Annotated in this window: 16 protein-coding genes; 2 read left to right on the top strand and 14 right to left on the bottom strand. The window is 36.0% G+C overall.

Features of this window, described 5'->3' with window-relative positions:
* Nucleotides 1-55: 55 nt before the first annotated feature.
* The 5 genes from slyD to tsaA all read right to left on the bottom strand — a co-directional run bounded on the left by slyD (nucleotide 56) and on the right by tsaA (nucleotide 3,388).
* Nucleotides 56-643 carry a peptidylprolyl isomerase gene (gene slyD, locus V6W77_RS03030; protein WP_283386850.1) on the bottom strand — a complete coding sequence of 196 codons (588 nt, stop codon included), beginning with the start codon at nucleotides 641-643 and terminating at the stop codon, nucleotides 56-58.
* 102 nt (nucleotides 644-745) lie between these two features.
* Nucleotides 746-886: a hypothetical protein gene (locus tag V6W77_RS03025; RefSeq protein ID WP_200865312.1), complete on the bottom strand. Its 141-nt coding sequence runs from the start codon at nucleotides 884-886 to the stop codon at nucleotides 746-748.
* 73 nt (nucleotides 887-959) lie between these two features.
* The gene (aqpZ, locus tag V6W77_RS03020) at nucleotides 960-1,646 is read right to left on the bottom strand and encodes an aquaporin Z (protein ID WP_334233716.1); all 687 of its coding nucleotides are present in this window, start codon (nucleotides 1,644-1,646) and stop codon (nucleotides 960-962) included.
* Nucleotides 1,647-1,834: 188 nt separating this feature from the next.
* Nucleotides 1,835-2,590 carry an SIMPL domain-containing protein gene (locus V6W77_RS03015; protein ID WP_334253742.1) on the bottom strand — a complete coding sequence of 252 codons (756 nt, stop codon included), beginning with the start codon at nucleotides 2,588-2,590 and terminating at the stop codon, nucleotides 1,835-1,837.
* A 60-nt stretch (nucleotides 2,591-2,650) separates the two neighbouring features.
* Complete coding sequence (tsaA, locus tag V6W77_RS03010; protein ID WP_334253741.1) at nucleotides 2,651-3,388, bottom strand: tRNA (N6-threonylcarbamoyladenosine(37)-N6)-methyltransferase TrmO; 738 nt, start codon at nucleotides 3,386-3,388, stop codon at nucleotides 2,651-2,653.
* A 59-nt stretch (nucleotides 3,389-3,447) separates the two neighbouring features.
* Between tsaA and V6W77_RS03005 the strand changes: the two genes are divergently transcribed.
* A complete protein-coding gene (locus tag V6W77_RS03005; protein WP_334253740.1) occupies nucleotides 3,448-4,356 on the top strand; it encodes a 1,4-dihydroxy-2-naphthoate polyprenyltransferase in 909 nt (302 codons plus the stop codon).
* A gap of 76 nt (nucleotides 4,357-4,432) precedes the next feature.
* Here the strand turns inward: V6W77_RS03005 and V6W77_RS03000 are convergent, their stop codons facing one another.
* The 4 genes from V6W77_RS03000 to rpsU form a co-directional block, all read right to left on the bottom strand.
* The gene (locus V6W77_RS03000; RefSeq protein WP_334253739.1) at nucleotides 4,433-5,422 is read right to left on the bottom strand and encodes a DUF3298 domain-containing protein; all 990 of its coding nucleotides are present in this window, start codon (nucleotides 5,420-5,422) and stop codon (nucleotides 4,433-4,435) included.
* 93 nt (nucleotides 5,423-5,515) lie between these two features.
* Nucleotides 5,516-7,387 (bottom strand): RNA polymerase sigma factor RpoD, encoded by a 1,872-nt coding sequence (gene rpoD / locus V6W77_RS02995; protein WP_025236691.1) that lies wholly within the window; start codon nucleotides 7,385-7,387, stop codon nucleotides 5,516-5,518.
* Between the two features lie 208 nt (nucleotides 7,388-7,595).
* Nucleotides 7,596-9,344, bottom strand: a complete 1,749-nt coding sequence (dnaG, locus tag V6W77_RS02990; RefSeq protein WP_334233706.1) for a DNA primase — start codon at nucleotides 9,342-9,344, stop codon at nucleotides 7,596-7,598.
* A gap of 155 nt (nucleotides 9,345-9,499) precedes the next feature.
* Nucleotides 9,500-9,715, bottom strand: coding sequence for a 30S ribosomal protein S21 (rpsU, locus tag V6W77_RS02985; protein WP_006252283.1), 216 nt, complete (start codon nucleotides 9,713-9,715; stop codon nucleotides 9,500-9,502).
* Between the two features lie 248 nt (nucleotides 9,716-9,963).
* On the opposite strand from rpsU, the gene V6W77_RS02980 reads away from it, so the two are divergent.
* On the top strand, nucleotides 9,964-11,220 hold the full coding sequence (locus tag V6W77_RS02980; RefSeq protein ID WP_334253738.1) for an O-antigen ligase family protein: 1,257 nt from the start codon (nucleotides 9,964-9,966) through the stop codon (nucleotides 11,218-11,220).
* A 14-nt stretch (nucleotides 11,221-11,234) separates the two neighbouring features.
* Here V6W77_RS02980 and rfbB read toward each other — a convergent pair whose 3' ends face one another.
* The 5 genes from rfbB to V6W77_RS02955 all read right to left on the bottom strand — a co-directional run bounded on the left by rfbB (nucleotide 11,235) and on the right by V6W77_RS02955 (nucleotide 18,252).
* Complete coding sequence (gene rfbB / locus V6W77_RS02975; RefSeq protein WP_334253737.1) at nucleotides 11,235-12,263, bottom strand: dTDP-glucose 4,6-dehydratase; 1,029 nt, start codon at nucleotides 12,261-12,263, stop codon at nucleotides 11,235-11,237.
* A 2-nt stretch (nucleotides 12,264-12,265) separates the two neighbouring features.
* Complete coding sequence (gene wbaP / locus V6W77_RS02970) at nucleotides 12,266-13,690, bottom strand: undecaprenyl-phosphate galactose phosphotransferase WbaP (RefSeq protein ID WP_334253736.1); 1,425 nt, start codon at nucleotides 13,688-13,690, stop codon at nucleotides 12,266-12,268.
* On the bottom strand, nucleotides 13,677-14,453 hold the full coding sequence (locus V6W77_RS02965) for a DUF4422 domain-containing protein (protein ID WP_334253735.1): 777 nt from the start codon (nucleotides 14,451-14,453) through the stop codon (nucleotides 13,677-13,679). Before V6W77_RS02965 ends, wbaP begins: the two co-directional genes overlap by 14 nt.
* A complete protein-coding gene (locus tag V6W77_RS02960) occupies nucleotides 14,450-15,376 on the bottom strand; it encodes a glycosyltransferase family 2 protein (protein ID WP_334253734.1) in 927 nt (308 codons plus the stop codon). The genes V6W77_RS02965 and V6W77_RS02960 overlap by 4 nt, the downstream gene beginning before the upstream one ends.
* A 770-nt stretch (nucleotides 15,377-16,146) precedes the next feature.
* Nucleotides 16,147-18,252, bottom strand: a complete 2,106-nt coding sequence (locus V6W77_RS02955) for a hypothetical protein (protein ID WP_334253733.1) — start codon at nucleotides 18,250-18,252, stop codon at nucleotides 16,147-16,149.
* Nucleotides 18,253-18,258: the final 6 nt, after the last annotated feature.

The following is an 18,258-nucleotide window of genomic DNA, read 5'->3' as shown; positions in this document are numbered from 1 at the left end:
CTTTAATCGGTATTTTAAAATAGATCTCCCTCCAGAAAGGAGGGAGAAATAAGAATTAGTGATGACCGCCGCAACCACAACCACCGTGATTATGGTGATGGTCGTGATCGTGTCCGCCACAGCAGCCTTCGTGATCGTGATGATGATCGTGTCCGCCACAACCACAACCGTGCTCGTGTCCACCGTGAACGTGTCCGTGTGCAATTTCTTCTGCGGTTGCTTCACGCACGCCAACTACTTCTACAGAGAATAATAACTCTTGACCGGCTAACATATGGTTGCCATCAACCACAACTTCATCGCCGTCCACTTCAGTAATCACAACAGGTAATGGACCTAAGTCTGTATCTGCAATAAAACGCATACCTACTTCTAGCTCATCTACGCCCATAAATACGTCTTTTGGCACACGTTGAACCATATTATCATTATATTCGCCATAACCTTCTTCCGGTTTTACACGTACTTCAAATACATCGCCAACCACTTTACCTTCAAGGGCTTTTTCTAAACCTTCCACTAAGTTGCTATGACCGTGCAAATACTCTAAGGGTTGATTTACCGGAGCTTCATCAACCAATACGCCGTCTTGGGTACGCACTTGGTAAGCAATGCTTGGTACTAAATCTTTTGTGATTTTCATATTGAATCCTTTATCCACGTTTAGTTAAAAATAACAAGCCATTGTAACGCTTTATTTTATATTTGCAATCTATCAGCGAATTTTAACCGCTTGTAATAGTTATTAATCGACAATATCAGGGGTTACAGCATCAACAACATCTACCGCCGTACCGACTACGCCACCCACAACCGAAGTAACTAAGCAACCACTTAACAGTACTGCTGCAAAAATCACACTACCTAATTTAATTAACATTTTCATTCTTAATCCTTCATATAAATAAAAAGCAGCCCTAACCAATAATGGCTAGGACTGCATAGAACTTTAGCTAAAATTATTTTTCATCAGCGATGAAACGGTAAGCTAATGCACCGATAATTGCACCTACGATCGGAGCAACCCAGAACAACCATAATTGTTCAATCGCCCAGCTTCCTTGAAATAACGCCACACCTGTTGAACGTGCAGGGTTTACAGAAGTGTTAGTTACCGGGATACTGATTAAGTGGATTAAGGTTAAACCTAAACCGATTGCAATCGGGGCAAAACCTGCCGGAGCACGTCTGTCTGTTGCCCCCATAATAATCATTAAGAAGAATGCCGTTAATACTACTTCAATTAGTAACGCTGCCATTAAGCTATAGCCGTGCGGAGAATGCTCACCATAGCCATTGCTTGCAAAACCAGCGGTAGCATCAAAAGTTGGGATACCTGAAGCGATAGTATATAGCACCGCACCGGCTGCAATTGCACCAATAACTTGAGCAACAATATAAGGCACTAGATCTTTCGCATTAAAACGACCACCCACTAATAAGCCAATTGACACCGCCGGGTTGAAATGACCGCCAGAAATATGCCCTACTGCATACGCCATTGTTAATACTGTTAAACCGAAGGCTAATGACACCCCTGTGTAGCCAATACCTAGCTCAGGGATCCCCGCCGCTAATACCGCACTACCACAACCACCAAACACTAACCAAAATGTACCGAAAAATTCAGCAAAATATTTTTTCATTTTTAATCCTTACCCATTAGGGTGAACAACACATAAGCGTTTTGCTTTCCAAAAATGCCAATAAATAACTAAATAAAAATATGAGTATTATGATAAACCATAAATACTCATATCAATGCTTAATAGTATAGACAGATTTATTCTTAAATTTAAAGTAAAAATACAAGTCTATACAAATCTATACAATTCTATTCAAAATCAACGCTGCCCGAAGCAACAGCCGAAATTGTCGTTTTACCTGCTTCTAACGGCATATCTGCTGATTTCCCCATTGCTGCTTGTTCTGCTGCATACATCGCACTTGCCATACGAGGAGAGCCATACTCATAACCGCCATCACTTGGTGTTTGCAGATTAACCATACTTAGTCGATATTTTTTCGCTCCTAAAGCTTTTTGAATAACTTCCGCTTTATCTTGGAATTTTTTAATGACTTCAAGTAGCATCTCTTCTTCCAATGATGCAACTTTCTCAGGCGATACACCAAAGTAAATAGATTGAATTGCCACGTCTTTACCTAAATTTTCTAACACCTCAGCCATAGCGTTGAAATCTTTACTTTTCAAGCTCACACTACCATAAGCTTGCCAACCGTCAATGTTCCCTTTGTTATTGTAATTGGCGTTATTGCTAATGCCTTCCGCTTGTACCTCAATAGCAGGGTGTTTTTTTGCCAGTTCCAGTACTTGATTCAAATTTTGCGAAACATTTTTTTTCAGTTCAGATAATGACTTCCCTGATTTTTGGCTATAAACCGTTGCCTGCATTAAATCTTGTTCAACGCTACGAGTTACTTTGGTTGAAAAACTAAAGTTTGAGGCTTGTTTTTTCTCTACCGAAACAACCGTACCGGCAGGTGCTGCCTCTGTGGTAGCCGTTTCAGCAAAAGCCGTTACCGTTGTTAGTGCAAGCGGTAGAATTGTGAGAAAATTTTTCAATTTCATAATCAGTCCTTAAAGGTATAAAATTCACTTATTAGATATTCCTACCTTCAGAAAGTTCATTTACTCAATCGAAAGGACGAGCACTTGCTCACCTTGTTCTATTTTCCAGCGAATATTATAGCCCGCAAGGTTCATACCATAAATTCTATCCGATACTTTCCCTTGTTGATAAGCAGGACGAGGATCTTGTGCAATCACATCACGAATAAAAGTAAGTGGCTGCTCAATGCCAAATTTTGCAAAGTTTTGGCAAAATTCCACCGCTTGTTGGGCTTCTTCACTAAATACAACAGATAGCTTCTGCTCCGGTTTTTCTTGTGCAAAGCCCGAAACTGCCTCAGGTTCGCTATCCGCATAGGCGATGTAAGGCTTAATATCCAAAATCGGCGTGCCGTTTACTAAATCCACACTGCCTAATTTCAGATAAACGTCGCCGTTCTCAACCACCACTTCTTCTAGTCTCACTTTCGACAAGCCTAATGGATTAGGGCGATGAGTCGCACGGCTGGCAAACACACCGATACGCTCATTCCCACCTAAACGAGGTGGTCTAACCGTAGCGTGCCAATCTCGCTCAGGAATATGATGAAACTGAAAAATCAGCCAAATATGGCTAAATTGTTCCAATCCTCGCACCGCATCGGGCGTGTTGTAAGGCTGAAGGAGATGCAAAATGCCTTTTCCTTCCGCCACCAAATTGGGCTGGCGAGGCACGGAAAATTTTTCATCGTAAGGGCTTTGCATAATACCGATTGGATTGATCTGGATCGGATTTAATTGTTTTGGGGTAGAAGTCATCGGGATTTTTTCTGATAAAATGACGGAGATTACTCATTATTTTAAACGAAATATTATTTATGAACAAAAATTCCCTTTTTTCGATTTGGTTTAGCACCGCTCGCCCCAAAACTTTGCCACTGGCGTTGGCATCAATTATTGTTGGCTCGGCACTGGCTCATTGGGCTGGAAAATTTGATTTTATTACGACATTATTGGCTTTTATTACGACTATCTTGCTACAAATTCTCTCTAACTTCGCTAACGATTACGGCGACCACGTGAAAGGTTCCGACACCAAAGAACGAATCGGACCGCTTCGAGCCATTCAGCAAGGAGCAATTAGTGGCGAGCAACTAAAAAAAGCGGTGATTATTTTAAGTCTGCTCTCTTTTATTTCAGGCGTAGCATTAAGTGCTTATGCCTTTGAGAGCATTCGAGACTTGTTCTTTTTTATTGGGCTGGGTGTGGTGTCCATTGTTGCTGCAATCACTTACACCGTCGGCAAAAAGGCTTACGGTTATTTAGGATTAGGCGATCTGTTTGTGCTGATTTTCTTTGGCTTTGTAGCGGTTATCGGCGTGTTTTACCTGCAAGCTCATAGTGTACCATCAATAATTTTACTACCTGCTTTCGGCTGTGGATTACTCTCGGTTGCGGTATTAAATATCAATAATTTGCGTGATATTAACCAAGACAGACAAGCCGGCAAAAATACACTTATTGTACGAATTGGCAGCCAAAACGGGCGAAAATACCACGTTGCGTTGTTGGTACTAGCGGTTATTTCTTATCTGATTTTTGCAATTTCGGAATTTGAACATTGGTACAGCTTCATCTTCTTGCTTGCTGTACCGCTGCTTGCAAAACACGCACGTTTTGTTTATCTACACCAGGATCCTAAAGAACTCTACCCAATTCTAGGGCAAATGGCAGGGTTGGCATTAATCACTAATTTGTTGTTTAGCTTGGGGATTTTGTTGGGGTAAGTTGCAAAATATCCACAAAAATAAACCGCTTGTAATAAAGGATTACAAGCGGTTGTTTTTTAACTTAAATTTACAATTAGTTCTCCAGTTCTTCTGCAAAGAACCCATCTTTTTCGCCACGTTGATAATCTGAATTAAGTAACTTATTGATACTATACCAATCCGCTTCAACCTCTATATCGCCTTCTGCGTAAGCACCCAATTCGTATGGAGGATAAACAAAGGCAATCCCTTCGGGGGTGAAATAGAATTGGTCAGAAATACGGAACTCTTTTTTATCTCCAAATCCATTATATTTACCATTTTCATCCACTCGCTCACGGCTGTAATTTTCCCAAAGGAGCTCTTTCAGTTGGGATTGATTTTTTGGGCTGATTAAATCATTTAAGCCAATGACTGCTTTTTTAGCTAAATCGACATTGATGTATTGCGTATGGTGCATTCCGTGAGCACCACCTGTGTAGCTATAATGTGTCATCAAAAAAGTAGCGATATTATTGCGTTGCCCCATAAAAGTACTATGAATATGCTCATCATAGCCAATTGTAGGCTCTGTTTTCGTACTTTCCAGTAAACCTTGATAAACCTCTTCACGGTGCTTTTTGAACTCTTCTTCGGTTGGATTTTTCAGCTTTCTACTCTCTTCTTCATTGTAGTCATAAGCCTGATTAATCAACAGTTGATTGAGCCAATCAAAATTTGTTTTTGGAAGCGTAACAATCGAACTCACCGTACTTTCTTCTATTGCAAATTCTTCTTTTGGATCAACTTTATGTTTAATCACATCTTTTTTATCGAAGATTTTCACAATCTCAACGTTTAATGCGGTGTTTTGTTGGGCTTTCTCTAGTTCTGCTTTTAATTTTTCATTCTCCGCTTTCACACCTGAAAGCTTAGCAACTTCTGCTTCTTTTTTTGCCAAGTCTGACTGAGCATTTTTTAATTCTGTGCCTAAGTGAACAATCTGTTTTTCGGCTTCCAGTACCGTTTGTGTCATTTTGCCGTCTTCACAACCCGCAATTACAAATACTGAGCTAATTAAAAGTGCTAATAGTGATTTTTTCATATCTATCCTTCTTGTAAAAAATTTAAGAAAAACAACCGCTTGTCATTCATCTTAAAACAAAAACCCCTGTACCACAAGGCACAGGGGAAATCATTAATCATCTAGGAAACTACGTAAGGTTTCTGAACGGCTCGGGTGGCGTAATTTACGCAACGCTTTTGCCTCAATCTGACGAATACGCTCACGGGTTACATCAAATTGTTTGCCCACTTCTTCAAGCGTATGGTCGGTGTTCATATCAATACCGAAACGCATACGCAATACTTTCGCTTCACGAGGTGTTAAACCTTCTAACACTTCGTTGGTTGCCATACGCAAGCTCTCAGCGGTTGCAGAATCCAATGGTAATTCAAGGCTTTCGTCTTGAATGAAATCGCCTAAATGTGAATCGTCATCATCGCCGATTGGGGTTTCCATTGAAATCGGCTCTTTGGCAATTTTCAATACTTTGCGGATTTTATCTTCCGGCATTCCCATACGTTCTGCCAACTCTTCCGGTGTGGCTTCACGCCCCATTTCCTGTAAGCATTGACGAGAAATACGGTTAAGTTTGTTGATGGTTTCAATCATATGCACCGGAATACGGATGGTACGAGCCTGATCGGCAATCGAACGGGTAATTGCCTGACGAATCCACCAGGTTGCATAGGTTGAGAACTTATAACCACGACGGTATTCAAATTTATCCACTGCTTTCATCAAACCGATATTCCCTTCTTGGATTAAATCCAAGAACTGTAAACCACGATTAGTGTATTTTTTTGCAATTGAGATAACCAAACGCAAGTTGGCTTCCACCATCTCTTTTTTCGCACGGCGAGCTTTTAGCTCACCATTAGAAATACGACCGCCAATCTCACGGATTTGAGCAATGGTTAAACCTGACGTTTGTTCTAAATTTTGTAAATTTGCGATATTAACACGAATGTTATCTACATAATTTGCAAGTTTTGGTGCAGCATTTTTCTTTGCATTAATCGCTTTTTCAATCCACGCTTCACTTAATTCGTGCCCTTGGAATGCTTTTAAGAAATCGGTCTTTTTCATACCGGAATATTCAACCGCATAACGCTGAATTTGGCGTTCTTCCGCACGCACTTGCTTCATTAGTTTTTGCATAGTGGCAACTAATAAATCAAACTGTTTCGGTACTAAACGGAACTCACGGAAAATATTCGATAAAATTTCGATCTGTTCTCTTGATTTTTTGTTAGTACGACCGTGTTTTTGAATACATAACAACACTTTCTCGTGTTGGCTGCGTAATGCTTCAAATTTTTCTCGTGCTAATTCAGGATCGATTGAGCTGTCATCGCTGCTGTCTGAGCTGCTATCACTTTCTTCGTCTTCATTTTCGTCATCTTCAACATCGGCTACCGTATCCGATTCTTCGTCATCATCAAGATCTACCTCTAATTCTTCCGTAACTTGCTCTGATGCATTCGGATCAACAAAGGCTGTAACTAAATCAGAAATACGCATTTCGCCCGATTCTACTTGGGTGTAACATTCTAAAAGTCCGACTAAAGCTTCCGGGTACTCTGCAATCGCACATTGCACTTCATTGATACCGTCTTCAATGCGTTTTGCAATATCGATCTCGCCTTCACGAGTTAAAAGCTCCACTGTACCCATTTCACGCATATACATACGCACCGGATCAGTAGTTCTGCCTAGCTCTGATTCTACGGTTGAAAGCACTTTCGTAGCTTCTTCTACCACATCTTCATCAGCGATATTTTCAGCAAGGAGTAAATCATCCGCATCAGGGGCAACCTCTAAGACTTGGATCCCCATATCGTTGATCATCTGAATAATATCTTCGATCTGCTCTGCATCTACTAACTCTTCAGGTAAATGATCGTGCACTTCAGAAAGCGTTAAATAACCTTGTTCACGCCCTTGTGTAATCAAAAGTTCTAACTGGGATTGCTGTTCTAATTGTTGATCTGCTTGATTTTCCATAGTTTATCCGTTTATTTTGCGAGCAAAAAATAGTAATGGATTATACCACTAAATTCAGCTTGGCTTGGTAAATTTGCAAAAAATTTATGAATTTTACTCACAATCCTTGTAAGGATTGTTCGCAGCTTCGCTGCCGTTGGCAAAGCCAACGTTTAAAAAGCAATGCTTTTTTTGACCGCTTGTTGTGGGCTCACTCAGTGTATTCCTACTATTGAAACATTAATAAAACGTACTCTTTTTTCTCATCGTCAGTTAAACCCACCGTTCGGTCTTTGGCAATTAACTCTTCTTTTCGTAATTCCACTAATTTAGCATAAAGAAAATCGAGCGTTTCAATAAAGGTGGTTTCAACATTTTCCGGCAACACTAAATGTTCCCAACTTGCGAGTGTTTCAACGATTTTATATTGGGGATGTTCTCGATAATGTTCAAGTACCCCCCCCATACTAATGCCGGCATTTTGCTGACAAATCGCTACAATATCCGTTAATAATTCAAAACCCGGCTCTTTTAAGGCTTTTAGAGAACTCACATCCGGCACAAATTTCACTAAATGTGGGTTTTGCAATAATAACGCTATCAGCAATCGCATTGGCGTTCGCTTGATTTTAACGGCTTGATGAGCCGCTCTCTCTTCTGCTTTTTTATTCGGTAATAATGTTTCTATCTGTGTTGGATCAAGAATGCCTAACTTCTGCCCTAAAATATTACGTAAATAAACACGCAACATTTCACCCGGAATGCGGTTAATCAGCGGTACGGCTAAAGCTGCCAGTTTGGATTTTCCTTCTTTTGAGGAAAGGTCCACATCAGCAAGTAAACTATCAAACAAGAAATCACTCAGAGATTTGGCATTCTCTGCCAAATATTGCTCAAAGCCGGCTTTACCTTGCGAGCGAATGAAAGTATCCGGATCTTCGCCATCAGGCAAGAAAATAAATTTGAGCTGACGACCGTCTTGCAAGTATGGTAGAGCATTTTCTAATGCTCGCCACGCTGCATCTCGTCCGGCTCTATCACCATCATAGCAACAGATAATCTGCTCAGTGCAGCGGAACATTTGCTGAATTTGCTCACCTGTAGTGGCTGTACCTAACGAAGCCACAGCATTATCTACTCCAAATTGAGCCAGAGCCACTACGTCCATATAGCCTTCCACTACAAAGAGATAATCGGGGTTTTCATCCACTTTGAGTGCTTGATATAAACCGTACAGCTCACTACCTTTATGGTAAATTACCGTTTCAGGCGAGTTCATATACTTCGCACCTTGCTCATCATTTGGCAACACTCGCCCCCCAAAGGCGATCACTCGTCCACGCTTATCCCGAATAGGGAACATTACCCGATTGCGAAATTTATCGTAAATTCGACCGCTATCATTTTTAGTTAAGATCCCCGTATCAAGCAATTTTTGTGTTTCTTCAGGCGATTGCCCAAAAGTGCGTAATGCCGCATCAAAGGCATTAGGAGCAAAACCAATTTCAAAACGTTCAATAATCTCCGCCGATAAACCACGCTGTTGCAAATAACTTTGTGGCTCAATTTGATGGGTAAGATTTTGCTGATAAAACTTCGCTACCGCCTCCATCAACTCATAGAGATTACGCTTGGTTTTAAAATTCGCTTGCGGTTTACCATCACGACTAATGATATTTTCTCTCGGCACTTCTAGCCCGTGCATAGCCGCAAGCTCTTCAATTGCCTCCGGAAATTCTAATTTGTCGTAATCCATCAAAAAAGTGATGACATTACCGTGAACGCCACAACCAAAGCAGTGATAAAACTGTTTCGATTGGCTTACCGAAAATGAAGGGGTTTTCTCGTGATGAAAAGGACAACAGGCTTGATAATCTCGTCCTGCTTTTTTGAGCTTGACCCGACTGTTGATGACCTCAACAATATCGGTACGAGCGATGAGATCATCAATAAACGAACGTGGAATTGTGCCTTTCATTGATTGCCTCCTGCTCTTTGAATGATACAAGCGGATAATTTATCGTAAAATTTTACCAAAAAATGACCGCTTGAAATAGAAACGTTAAAAACACCAAAACCGTGAGCCTAAAAGGAATCACGGTTTCGATATATTTTTGCTAATTAGCGAACTAATTAGTATAAACGTGTGTTGCGTGCGTTCTCACGGAAATTACGTTTAGCGTGGCGTTTAGCAAGTGATGCTTTTTCACGTTTACGAATTGTAGTTGGTTTTTCGTAGAATTCACGAGCACGAACTTCTGCTAAGATACCTGCTTTCTCGCAAGAGCGTTTGAAACGACGTAATGCAACGTCAAATGATTCATTTTCACGAACTTTAATTACTGGCATATGCCATCACCTCAGAAAAATAGATTAAATTATTAACCGCACACAATTTTGGCGGCATAGAATAAAAAAGGTAGTGCATTCTACCTCAACAAAAAAGCAAAGTAAAGAGCAGATTTTCTCCCCTAAATCCAGTTTGTACATACTAAATCGAATAGGGGAAATTTTTAGTTTTACGCAAAAATAGATAGATGCCGTAATGCCCTTAGTATAAAATAACAACAATTTTTTCCGTTTTTTAGGATAGTTTAATGCAGCTTAGCTTCAAAAAAATAGACAACTCACACATTGCCCTTTTCTGCAATGCTCTAGTCGCTACATTTTTTGTTACTGTTTTAGCCTTTAAAAAAGGCTATAGTTATGTGCCAATGACCTTAGGCGTTATAGCTACACTTAGCTTCTTATTTTATCACTTTAAATTAAAACAAAAGTGGTTGCTTGACAAAGAAGATAAATTTTTTGTTTTCTCACTTATTGCCTATTTCCTTACATTTGTAATGTCAGCAGTTTTTAATGGAGATGGTTTCCGTGAAATTGATAATCCAAGTAAAATATTGTTATTAATTCCGCTAATTTTTTTCTTTAAGCTTTACCCGATTAAGAAAGAGATTCTATTTCATTTCATTCCTATTGGAGCGTTAGTAGTTGGAATTTTAGCGATATATCAAAAATTTATACTTAATTTGCCGAAGCCATTTCCTGACACAATGCATATTCAGGCAGGTAATATCTCAATCTTATTAGCACTATTTAGCATCGCAATTGCATTTTACTGGTTTGCACAAAAGCAAACTAAAACTTGTATCCTCTATTTTGCCTGTTCTGCTTTTGCTCTGCTTGCTAGTATTCTAACAGGTGCAAGGGGTGGGTGGGTCGCATTTCCTATCTGTATTTTACTTATTCTATTTTTTAACTTTAAATATATTCGTAAACAAATTATTTATGTAATCATACTAATGCTAACCCTTCCTTTAGCATCATTTATTTATAAACCTGAATTTGGTATTCAGCAAAGATTGAATGAAGCAGAAACGGATATTACCCGCTATATTGAGCAAAAGGACAAAACAACCTCTTTAGGTGCTCGTTTTGATATGTGGGAAAATGCCGTAATCGCCATTTCTGAAAAACCTATATTAGGACACGGTAGTTCAGGTTATGAAAAATTTAAGGAGAAGCAAGTAGAAACTCAACAAATGGCTAAAACCACATTAAAATTCAATAGTCTACATAATCAATATTTAGAGTCTTTCGTAAAAAGAGGTATTTTAGGATTCGCTGCATTAATTGGCGTATTATTTATTCCACTGAGTATTTTTGTTAGACGATTAAATACCAATGATGCTGCGTTAAAATGTATAGCTGTTCTAGGAATAATACATATTATTGCTCATTCATTCTTTTTTTTGAGCCAGTCATTCTTGGCTCATAATTCAGGCTCAATATTTTATTTCTTTGTATTGATTTTGTTATATCATCTATTGAAACAAAAAGAAAATAACATATAAAATAAAAAGGCAGATCAAACATCTGCCTTTTTAATTGAATCATTATTTTCTAAATACCATTTAACTGTTTTACGCATACCAGTGTCAAAAGTTTCTATTGGTTGCCAACCTAACTCTTGTTTAATTTTTGAGGTATTAAGTGCATAACGGATATCGTGTCCTGGTCTATCTTCAACATAAGTAATCAAATCAGTATAATATTTTATATTATTAGGTTTATTAGGTGCGAGCTCCTCTAATAAACTACAAATTGCCCTTACTATCTCAATATTTGTTTTTTCTTGACGAGCACCAATATTATAAGTTTCCCCTACTTTACCTTTAGTTAAAACTTGATATAAAGCCCTAACGTGATCTTCTACGAAAATCCAATCACGAATTTGCAAGCCATTTCCATAGATAGGTAATTTTTTACCTTGCAAGGCATTTAAAATCATCAATGGAATTAATTTTTCAGGATATTGATAAGGTCCGAAATTATTTGAACACGTTGTAATAAGAGTTGGTAATCCATAAGTTCTATGCCAAGCACGAACTAAATGATCGGCAGAAGCTTTTGAGGCGGAGTAGGGACTACTTGGAGCATAAGGGGAATTCTCTGTAGATAGACTATCCGTTAATGCAAGATCTCCATATACTTCATCGGTTGAAATATGATGAAAGCGAAAAGTTGATTTTTGGGGCTCAGGTAAATCTAGCCAGTATTCTCTTGCAACTTCAAGCAAAGAATAAGTACCAACAATATTAGTTTGAATAAAATCAACTGCTCCAGAAATAGAACGATCTACATGGCTTTCCGCAGCTAAATGCATAACAGCATCGGGTTGATATTTGCAAAATATTTCCGAAATTTGACCGCTTGCACAGATATCTACCTGCTCAAAATGGTAACGCTCATCAGATGAAACACGAGATACTGAAGCTAAATTGCTCGCATAAGTTAATTTATCAATATTAATAACCGTGTGATCGGTTTCTTCAATCAGGTAGCGAACCAGTGCAGAACCGATAAAACCGGCTCCACCTGTAACGAGAATATTCATAATCAATAAGCTCCACTTCGCTTAATTACCACACTGATGGTTTTGCAAAGAATAACTAAATCATTCCAAAGAGACCAATTTTTAACATACCAAGCATCAAGATAGACTCTTTTTTGGTAATCTACATCATTTCTACCGCTTACCTGCCATAAACCTGTCATTCCAGGTTTTGCCATAAAATAGTAATCCACATCTTCATCATACCGAGATAGTTCTTCCGCAACAATAGGACGAGGACCGACTAAACTCATTTCTCCTTTTAAAACATTCCAGAGTTGAGGTAGCTCATCTAAACTACTACGACGGAGAAAATTTCCTAAAGGAGTAATTCTTGGATCATCTTTGAGTTTGAAATCTTTCTCCCACTCTGCTTTTGCAAGCGGTTCATTTTTGAATAAATTTTGCAAAATTTCGTCTGAATTTATAACCATTGTGCGAAATTTCAAACAGGAAAAAGGTTTACCATTCCGCCCTATTCTCTGATGACCATAAATTGCTTGACCACCGTCTTTCCTAATTTTCCAAGAAAGATATAAAAATAATGGGCTAAGAAATACTAAACCTAAAATAGATAAAACAATATCTGCTGTTCGTTTAATAAATCGAGATGTTCTTTTTGCTAAATTATTATTTATTCTTAACAACATTACATCATAACTAAATAGAAATGACATATCCGTGCTATATAATGGCAATCCTCTTAAACTTGGAATAACTGATACCGAACGATAACGATGTTTTGATAAATAACGAAGCCAATAATCTCGCTCCGTATTTTCGTGATCTTCTAGAGCAATAATAAATTGATCGTAAGGATTAGAAACTAATTCCCAAATCCCTCCTTCTGAAACATCCTTTAAAATTGGAATCCCTAATTCACTTAACTTATCAGATGGATGACTAGATAAAAAATACCTAATCTCCAACCCTAAATAAGGCTCACTTTTTAAGGCATAATAAGCGTCAATGGCATTTTCTCCACCACCAATAATTATTGTTTTTTTAGTGTAGATTTTAGCTTTAATTAACCCTTTTTTGAGCAAGATTCGCCCAATTGGAATAATAATAAATGCACAAGCCCAAGTAGTTAGCCATAAATAACGGGATAAATAAAGTTTAGAAAAAGCAATAATAGAAAGTTCAAAGATTGCTAAAATAGCTAAGGTGCGTAAAATTTCTTTTAACTCAAACCAAAAGGGTTTACGATATGTATAATGACGTAATCTTATCCAAAACCAGCCTATACCAATCATACTTAGTAAAATATGAATAGTAATTCGCTCTTGTAACTCATTTAATGGCAAATACTGGCTAATATCGGTTACAAAAAAATATAAAATAGACAGTCCCAAAATAGAGGATAATATAAAACTTAATAGATCAACCGACACTAAAATATATTTACTATCTAGTTTATTTTTCTTCATTATTTAAAAACTTCCGCTTTAGTAAATTCATTGCTTTTAATAAAAAATTTTCATTTTCTATATTAACCACATCAATCATTTTTATTTTAATATGATTATGCTCAATCCATATATTAAATAATCTTTCAGCAATAAACCCAAAAACTCTCTTTTGATAAATAGAATAGCTAGAGATATCAATTCTTTTCTCTAATTCAAACAAAATAGAAAATAGCCACTCACAATATTCTCCACATAATTCTGAACGCATTATAAACATATTAAATAAATGCAAAGAACTACTATCTAACACTTTATTACAAGCGGTTAAATATTCAGGATTTTTTTCAATTATAATTGAAACGGCTAAATCTAAATCATTAATATAGTGAGCATTTTTATAGTGAGAATAGACCGTTTCAATATAATATTTCCTTTTTTTAGGAACAAGACAATCTACCTGACTTAAATCTTCCTGAATATTTTTCTCACTCAATATATACATATTTTTTAGAAAAGGATATTCACCTTTAAAATAACGACGATAATGAACTAAGCCGACATAATCATTTTTCTCAAAAATGCCATTTTTCCAAGCCCAATAGAGAGCTGTGAGCTCACAAAAAGTAGGGTTTTTGCCTGAGATATTTTCACCCAAATCATCTCTCAGAATACCTAATTCTAAATTAGTATTAACACATCCTACTTGAATTGGAATATAGTACTCCACTCTAGGAAATTTATATTTTTTATGTGTCGCGACAAGAACTGTTAATCTTTTCATAAATATTTTATATGATGTGAAAAATCATCTCTTAAACCATGCCACATAGCTCTCCAGGTAAATATAAGCTCCTTTACACTTGGCTTGGTAAACATAAAAAACCAGGTAGTTTTAAGCCAAAATCCTATAATATGCCAGATTGTACCGTGAAGCTTAAATATATCAATAGCATTACGACAAAAACAATATAGTTTCAGATTAGAAGATGAATAATTAAATCTTAATTTACCAAAAAACATTTTAGTTGAGGATGAGCTATCTGCTGGATGATAGAATATTGCATCTATAACAGTTAAAATATTTGCACCTGATTTCGAAGCTCTAATTGTATACTCTTTATCATCCCCCCAAATAAAATATTTTTCCTTAATTAATCCAATATTTTTAACTAACTGCCTAGAAATTAGTGTTCCATTAAAAGGAAGTACTATGTCTCTGATAAAATTTTTCTGCTTAAACTTATCAGAAATAGAAGAATATGAATCAATAATTTGCAATGAATTCGGGATTCTTAGTGCAAAACTTAATTTATCTTGGCTGATCGGCTCTAAAACCATAGGTCCAATATAGCAATCTTCAGAAATATAATTAACTAAATTTTCTAAACAATTTTCAGAAGGATAACCATCATCATCCATTAGCCAAATATACTCAAAATTATTCTCGTAGGCATACTTAAGACCTTCATAAAAGCCCCCAGCTCCTCCTTTGTTGCAGGATAAGGTTAATAAAGTAAATTGTTCGCTGTTTATCCAACCATTTTCCTCCAGAAAATTGATTGTATCATCTGTACTAGCATTATTAACTACTACTATATGAGCAATTGGATAGGTTTGCTTTATTAGAAATTGCAAGCAGTTTAATAATAGCTCTTTACGATTGTAGGTAACAACAACTGCACAAACTTTTGGATTTGAATTCATTTCTTTTATGGCTATGTTTAATTTCTCCACATTATATATTAAAAAGTAATATAGCAATAGCCCAATTAAGTGGCTATATAGGAATTTATGGGATTAGAGAGGAATCAAGAACGCTAAATATGGATAGTAGATAAATAAAGCATACCTAAATCAAGTTTTGATACAAATGATGATATTTTTTAATACTATTTGGGTCTGCTAAACCGTTCGCTATCACACCCCAAAACTCCTACAATCATAAGCTAGATCACTAAAAGGCTTTATTTCCTCATAATTAATACTTAGAGGTAAATATTCTTTTCCAGCCCTAGATTCTCTATAAAAATCTATATAATCTGTATTTGTAATGACAGGAGAATTATGTAATTTCACATTATTTATATAATTATAAGTTGAGCTAATAGACAATATGAAACTCAAACATAATATTACAAAACGGAATCTAAATTTATCTCTAGCCAATAAGGCAAGATTCCAAGCTAGAAAGATAGAATGACAGATCATCTTGCCAATAAATACCCTCTACTCTTGATGAGAATGCTATAGGTATGTATTAAGGCCACAATTAAAGATAAAATTAAATAGATTGTGATTTGTGATTTGTGATTTGTGATTTGTGATTTGTGATTTGTGATTTGTGATTTGTGATTTGTGATTTGTGATTTGTGATTTGTGATTTGTGATTTGTGATTTGTGATTCTATCATAATAACTCCCTAAATAATAGCTTGCACCTTAATATAATCTAAGGTGCAAACTCTCTACTTAAAATTAAGAATCTCTTCGTTTCAAAAACAGCATTAATCCTAATATAGTTAAAAAGCCTAGCATTGATATCCACAATGTATATTTCCAACTGCTTGGGAAGTATGATATTTTAAGGATTCCATCATTTATATTCGGTGGTAAAAATATTTTTACTACTCCATCTTGAGGTACAATATCTAGATTTATACCATCTAATGTTGCAACATAGCCATTCCAGAATACTCTACTTAAAATGATAAAAGACTCTCTATCTGTTGATATTCTATATTTTTCTATATTATATCCATCCTCAAGTATATCAATGTTACTTATACCCTGAGATATATAAGAAATACTTGCTCTAGGATAAAACGAATTATTAATGTAATATTCTACATTCTGGTTTAGAACAGGTTTATTTTCGAAACCACAGGATAATAAATTAGAGCGAATATTTTCATTCATCTGGTCTTTATTAATAACTAATGTATCAATATTAAACAAAGAAAATTTGCATACATCATTAAATCTTTCTGCCAAATTATCAACTGTCTTTTCTGGATTAAAATATGCTTGAGATGAATGCGTATCTAAAACATTAGAAATTAGTTTATTACCGACAGGAGATGCACCATTAATAGCCTTTAAACCAAATAATAAAAATTGAGCCCCATTTAAATCCTCAACATGATCCTTAGGCTGTCTACCATTTGTCAGAGAAAGCAAATAACCTTTTGCGTAATTATTTTCTAAATTCAATTCATCTTTTAACCAAGGCATTGCAACATAACCTAAAATATTTGGTTTCACCGCAAGCATTAGGCTAAAACAAAAAATGGTATAAATAGAAGCAGGTAGTAATTTAATATTTTTCTGAGTCAGAACTACTTTTAAATAAAATAAAGTTGAAAATATAAAAGCAATTTGGACTATAAATATAAACATAAAATTACTTTCTTGAGCAAAAAGACTTAATATTGAAGATAGTAATACTATCCCTATAAACAATAAGACTCTTTTTTTACTAATAGTAAAGCCTTTAGACAATACAAGAAGCGAAAATAAAATTAATAGCTCTGCAAAATAAGGGGTAAATCTAAACGACCAACGCAATGGCCCCATATGTGTAGGAGTCTGATTTAAGATAAAGAATAATAATGTCATCAATGAAATGATAATAACATTTCTATCCCTAAAGATGGTAGATAAATTAGAAAAGCATAGAGCAAACAAAATATAAATCGAAGAATACCCCATAGGAATATGAGTTATCATATATCCTTGGAATCTATGCATAAAATGATAATAAACAGGATTAAATGTAAAAACTATCTGATTTAATGTTGTTGATAGAAAATTACCATTGTTATTTGTACTTGATGCTCTAGTAATTAAATCTGATGATGACAGATATTCAGAATAAAGTGGAAATACAATAGCAATTATACTAATAGATAAAACTATAAAATATAATAAAGTCTTATATTTTTTGTCCCATAAAAGCTCTAAACAAAAAATAATTGCTATAATAGCATAGGCAATTGCAGAATGAGGCCACCCTGACGCAAGAATACAATAAACAGAAATAATGTTCATTACCACATTAAATATAGAAAAATTATTTCTAAGATGAAGTATACTAGCTAATGCAGCAACAAACCAAGCCTGCCCTATAGCACCATTCCACCATGATTCTAAATAAAAGTAGAGAAAAATAGGACTGATGCAGAACAGTAAAGCAATAATTAATCCTTGAGATTTATTTAATCTTAATGCTTCTGCAATTTTCATTGCTGAAAATGACATAATAATTAAATTTATTGCCGCAGAAATATTTGCCACTAGAGTTAGTGAGTGTATTTTTACAGATAATATTGCAAGCAAAATATTCTGAGGCAAAAAAATAGCTCGATGAATATCGATCAATGTATTAGAGCCAAAAAATGTATTTTCAAGAATGAATGGGATCTCACCATTGAGCCATATTCTCCCAATCTCTCGCATAAAAGGCAAAAATTCGTTCTGAGCATCATCAACAAAAAAGAATGAAGGCTCAATTTTCACACCAATAGCGATAATACCACAAGCAATTAGAATAGAATAAAAAAAATCAACCAGATAATTTTTCATTTAAAT

Origin of the sequence: Mannheimia indoligenes (genome assembly GCF_036880405.1) — a bacterium.
Lineage (GTDB): Bacteria > Pseudomonadota > Gammaproteobacteria > Enterobacterales > Pasteurellaceae > Mannheimia > Mannheimia indoligenes.
Note: the sequence above shows the minus strand (reverse complement) of the source record. Positions and strands in the feature narration are given on the sequence as shown.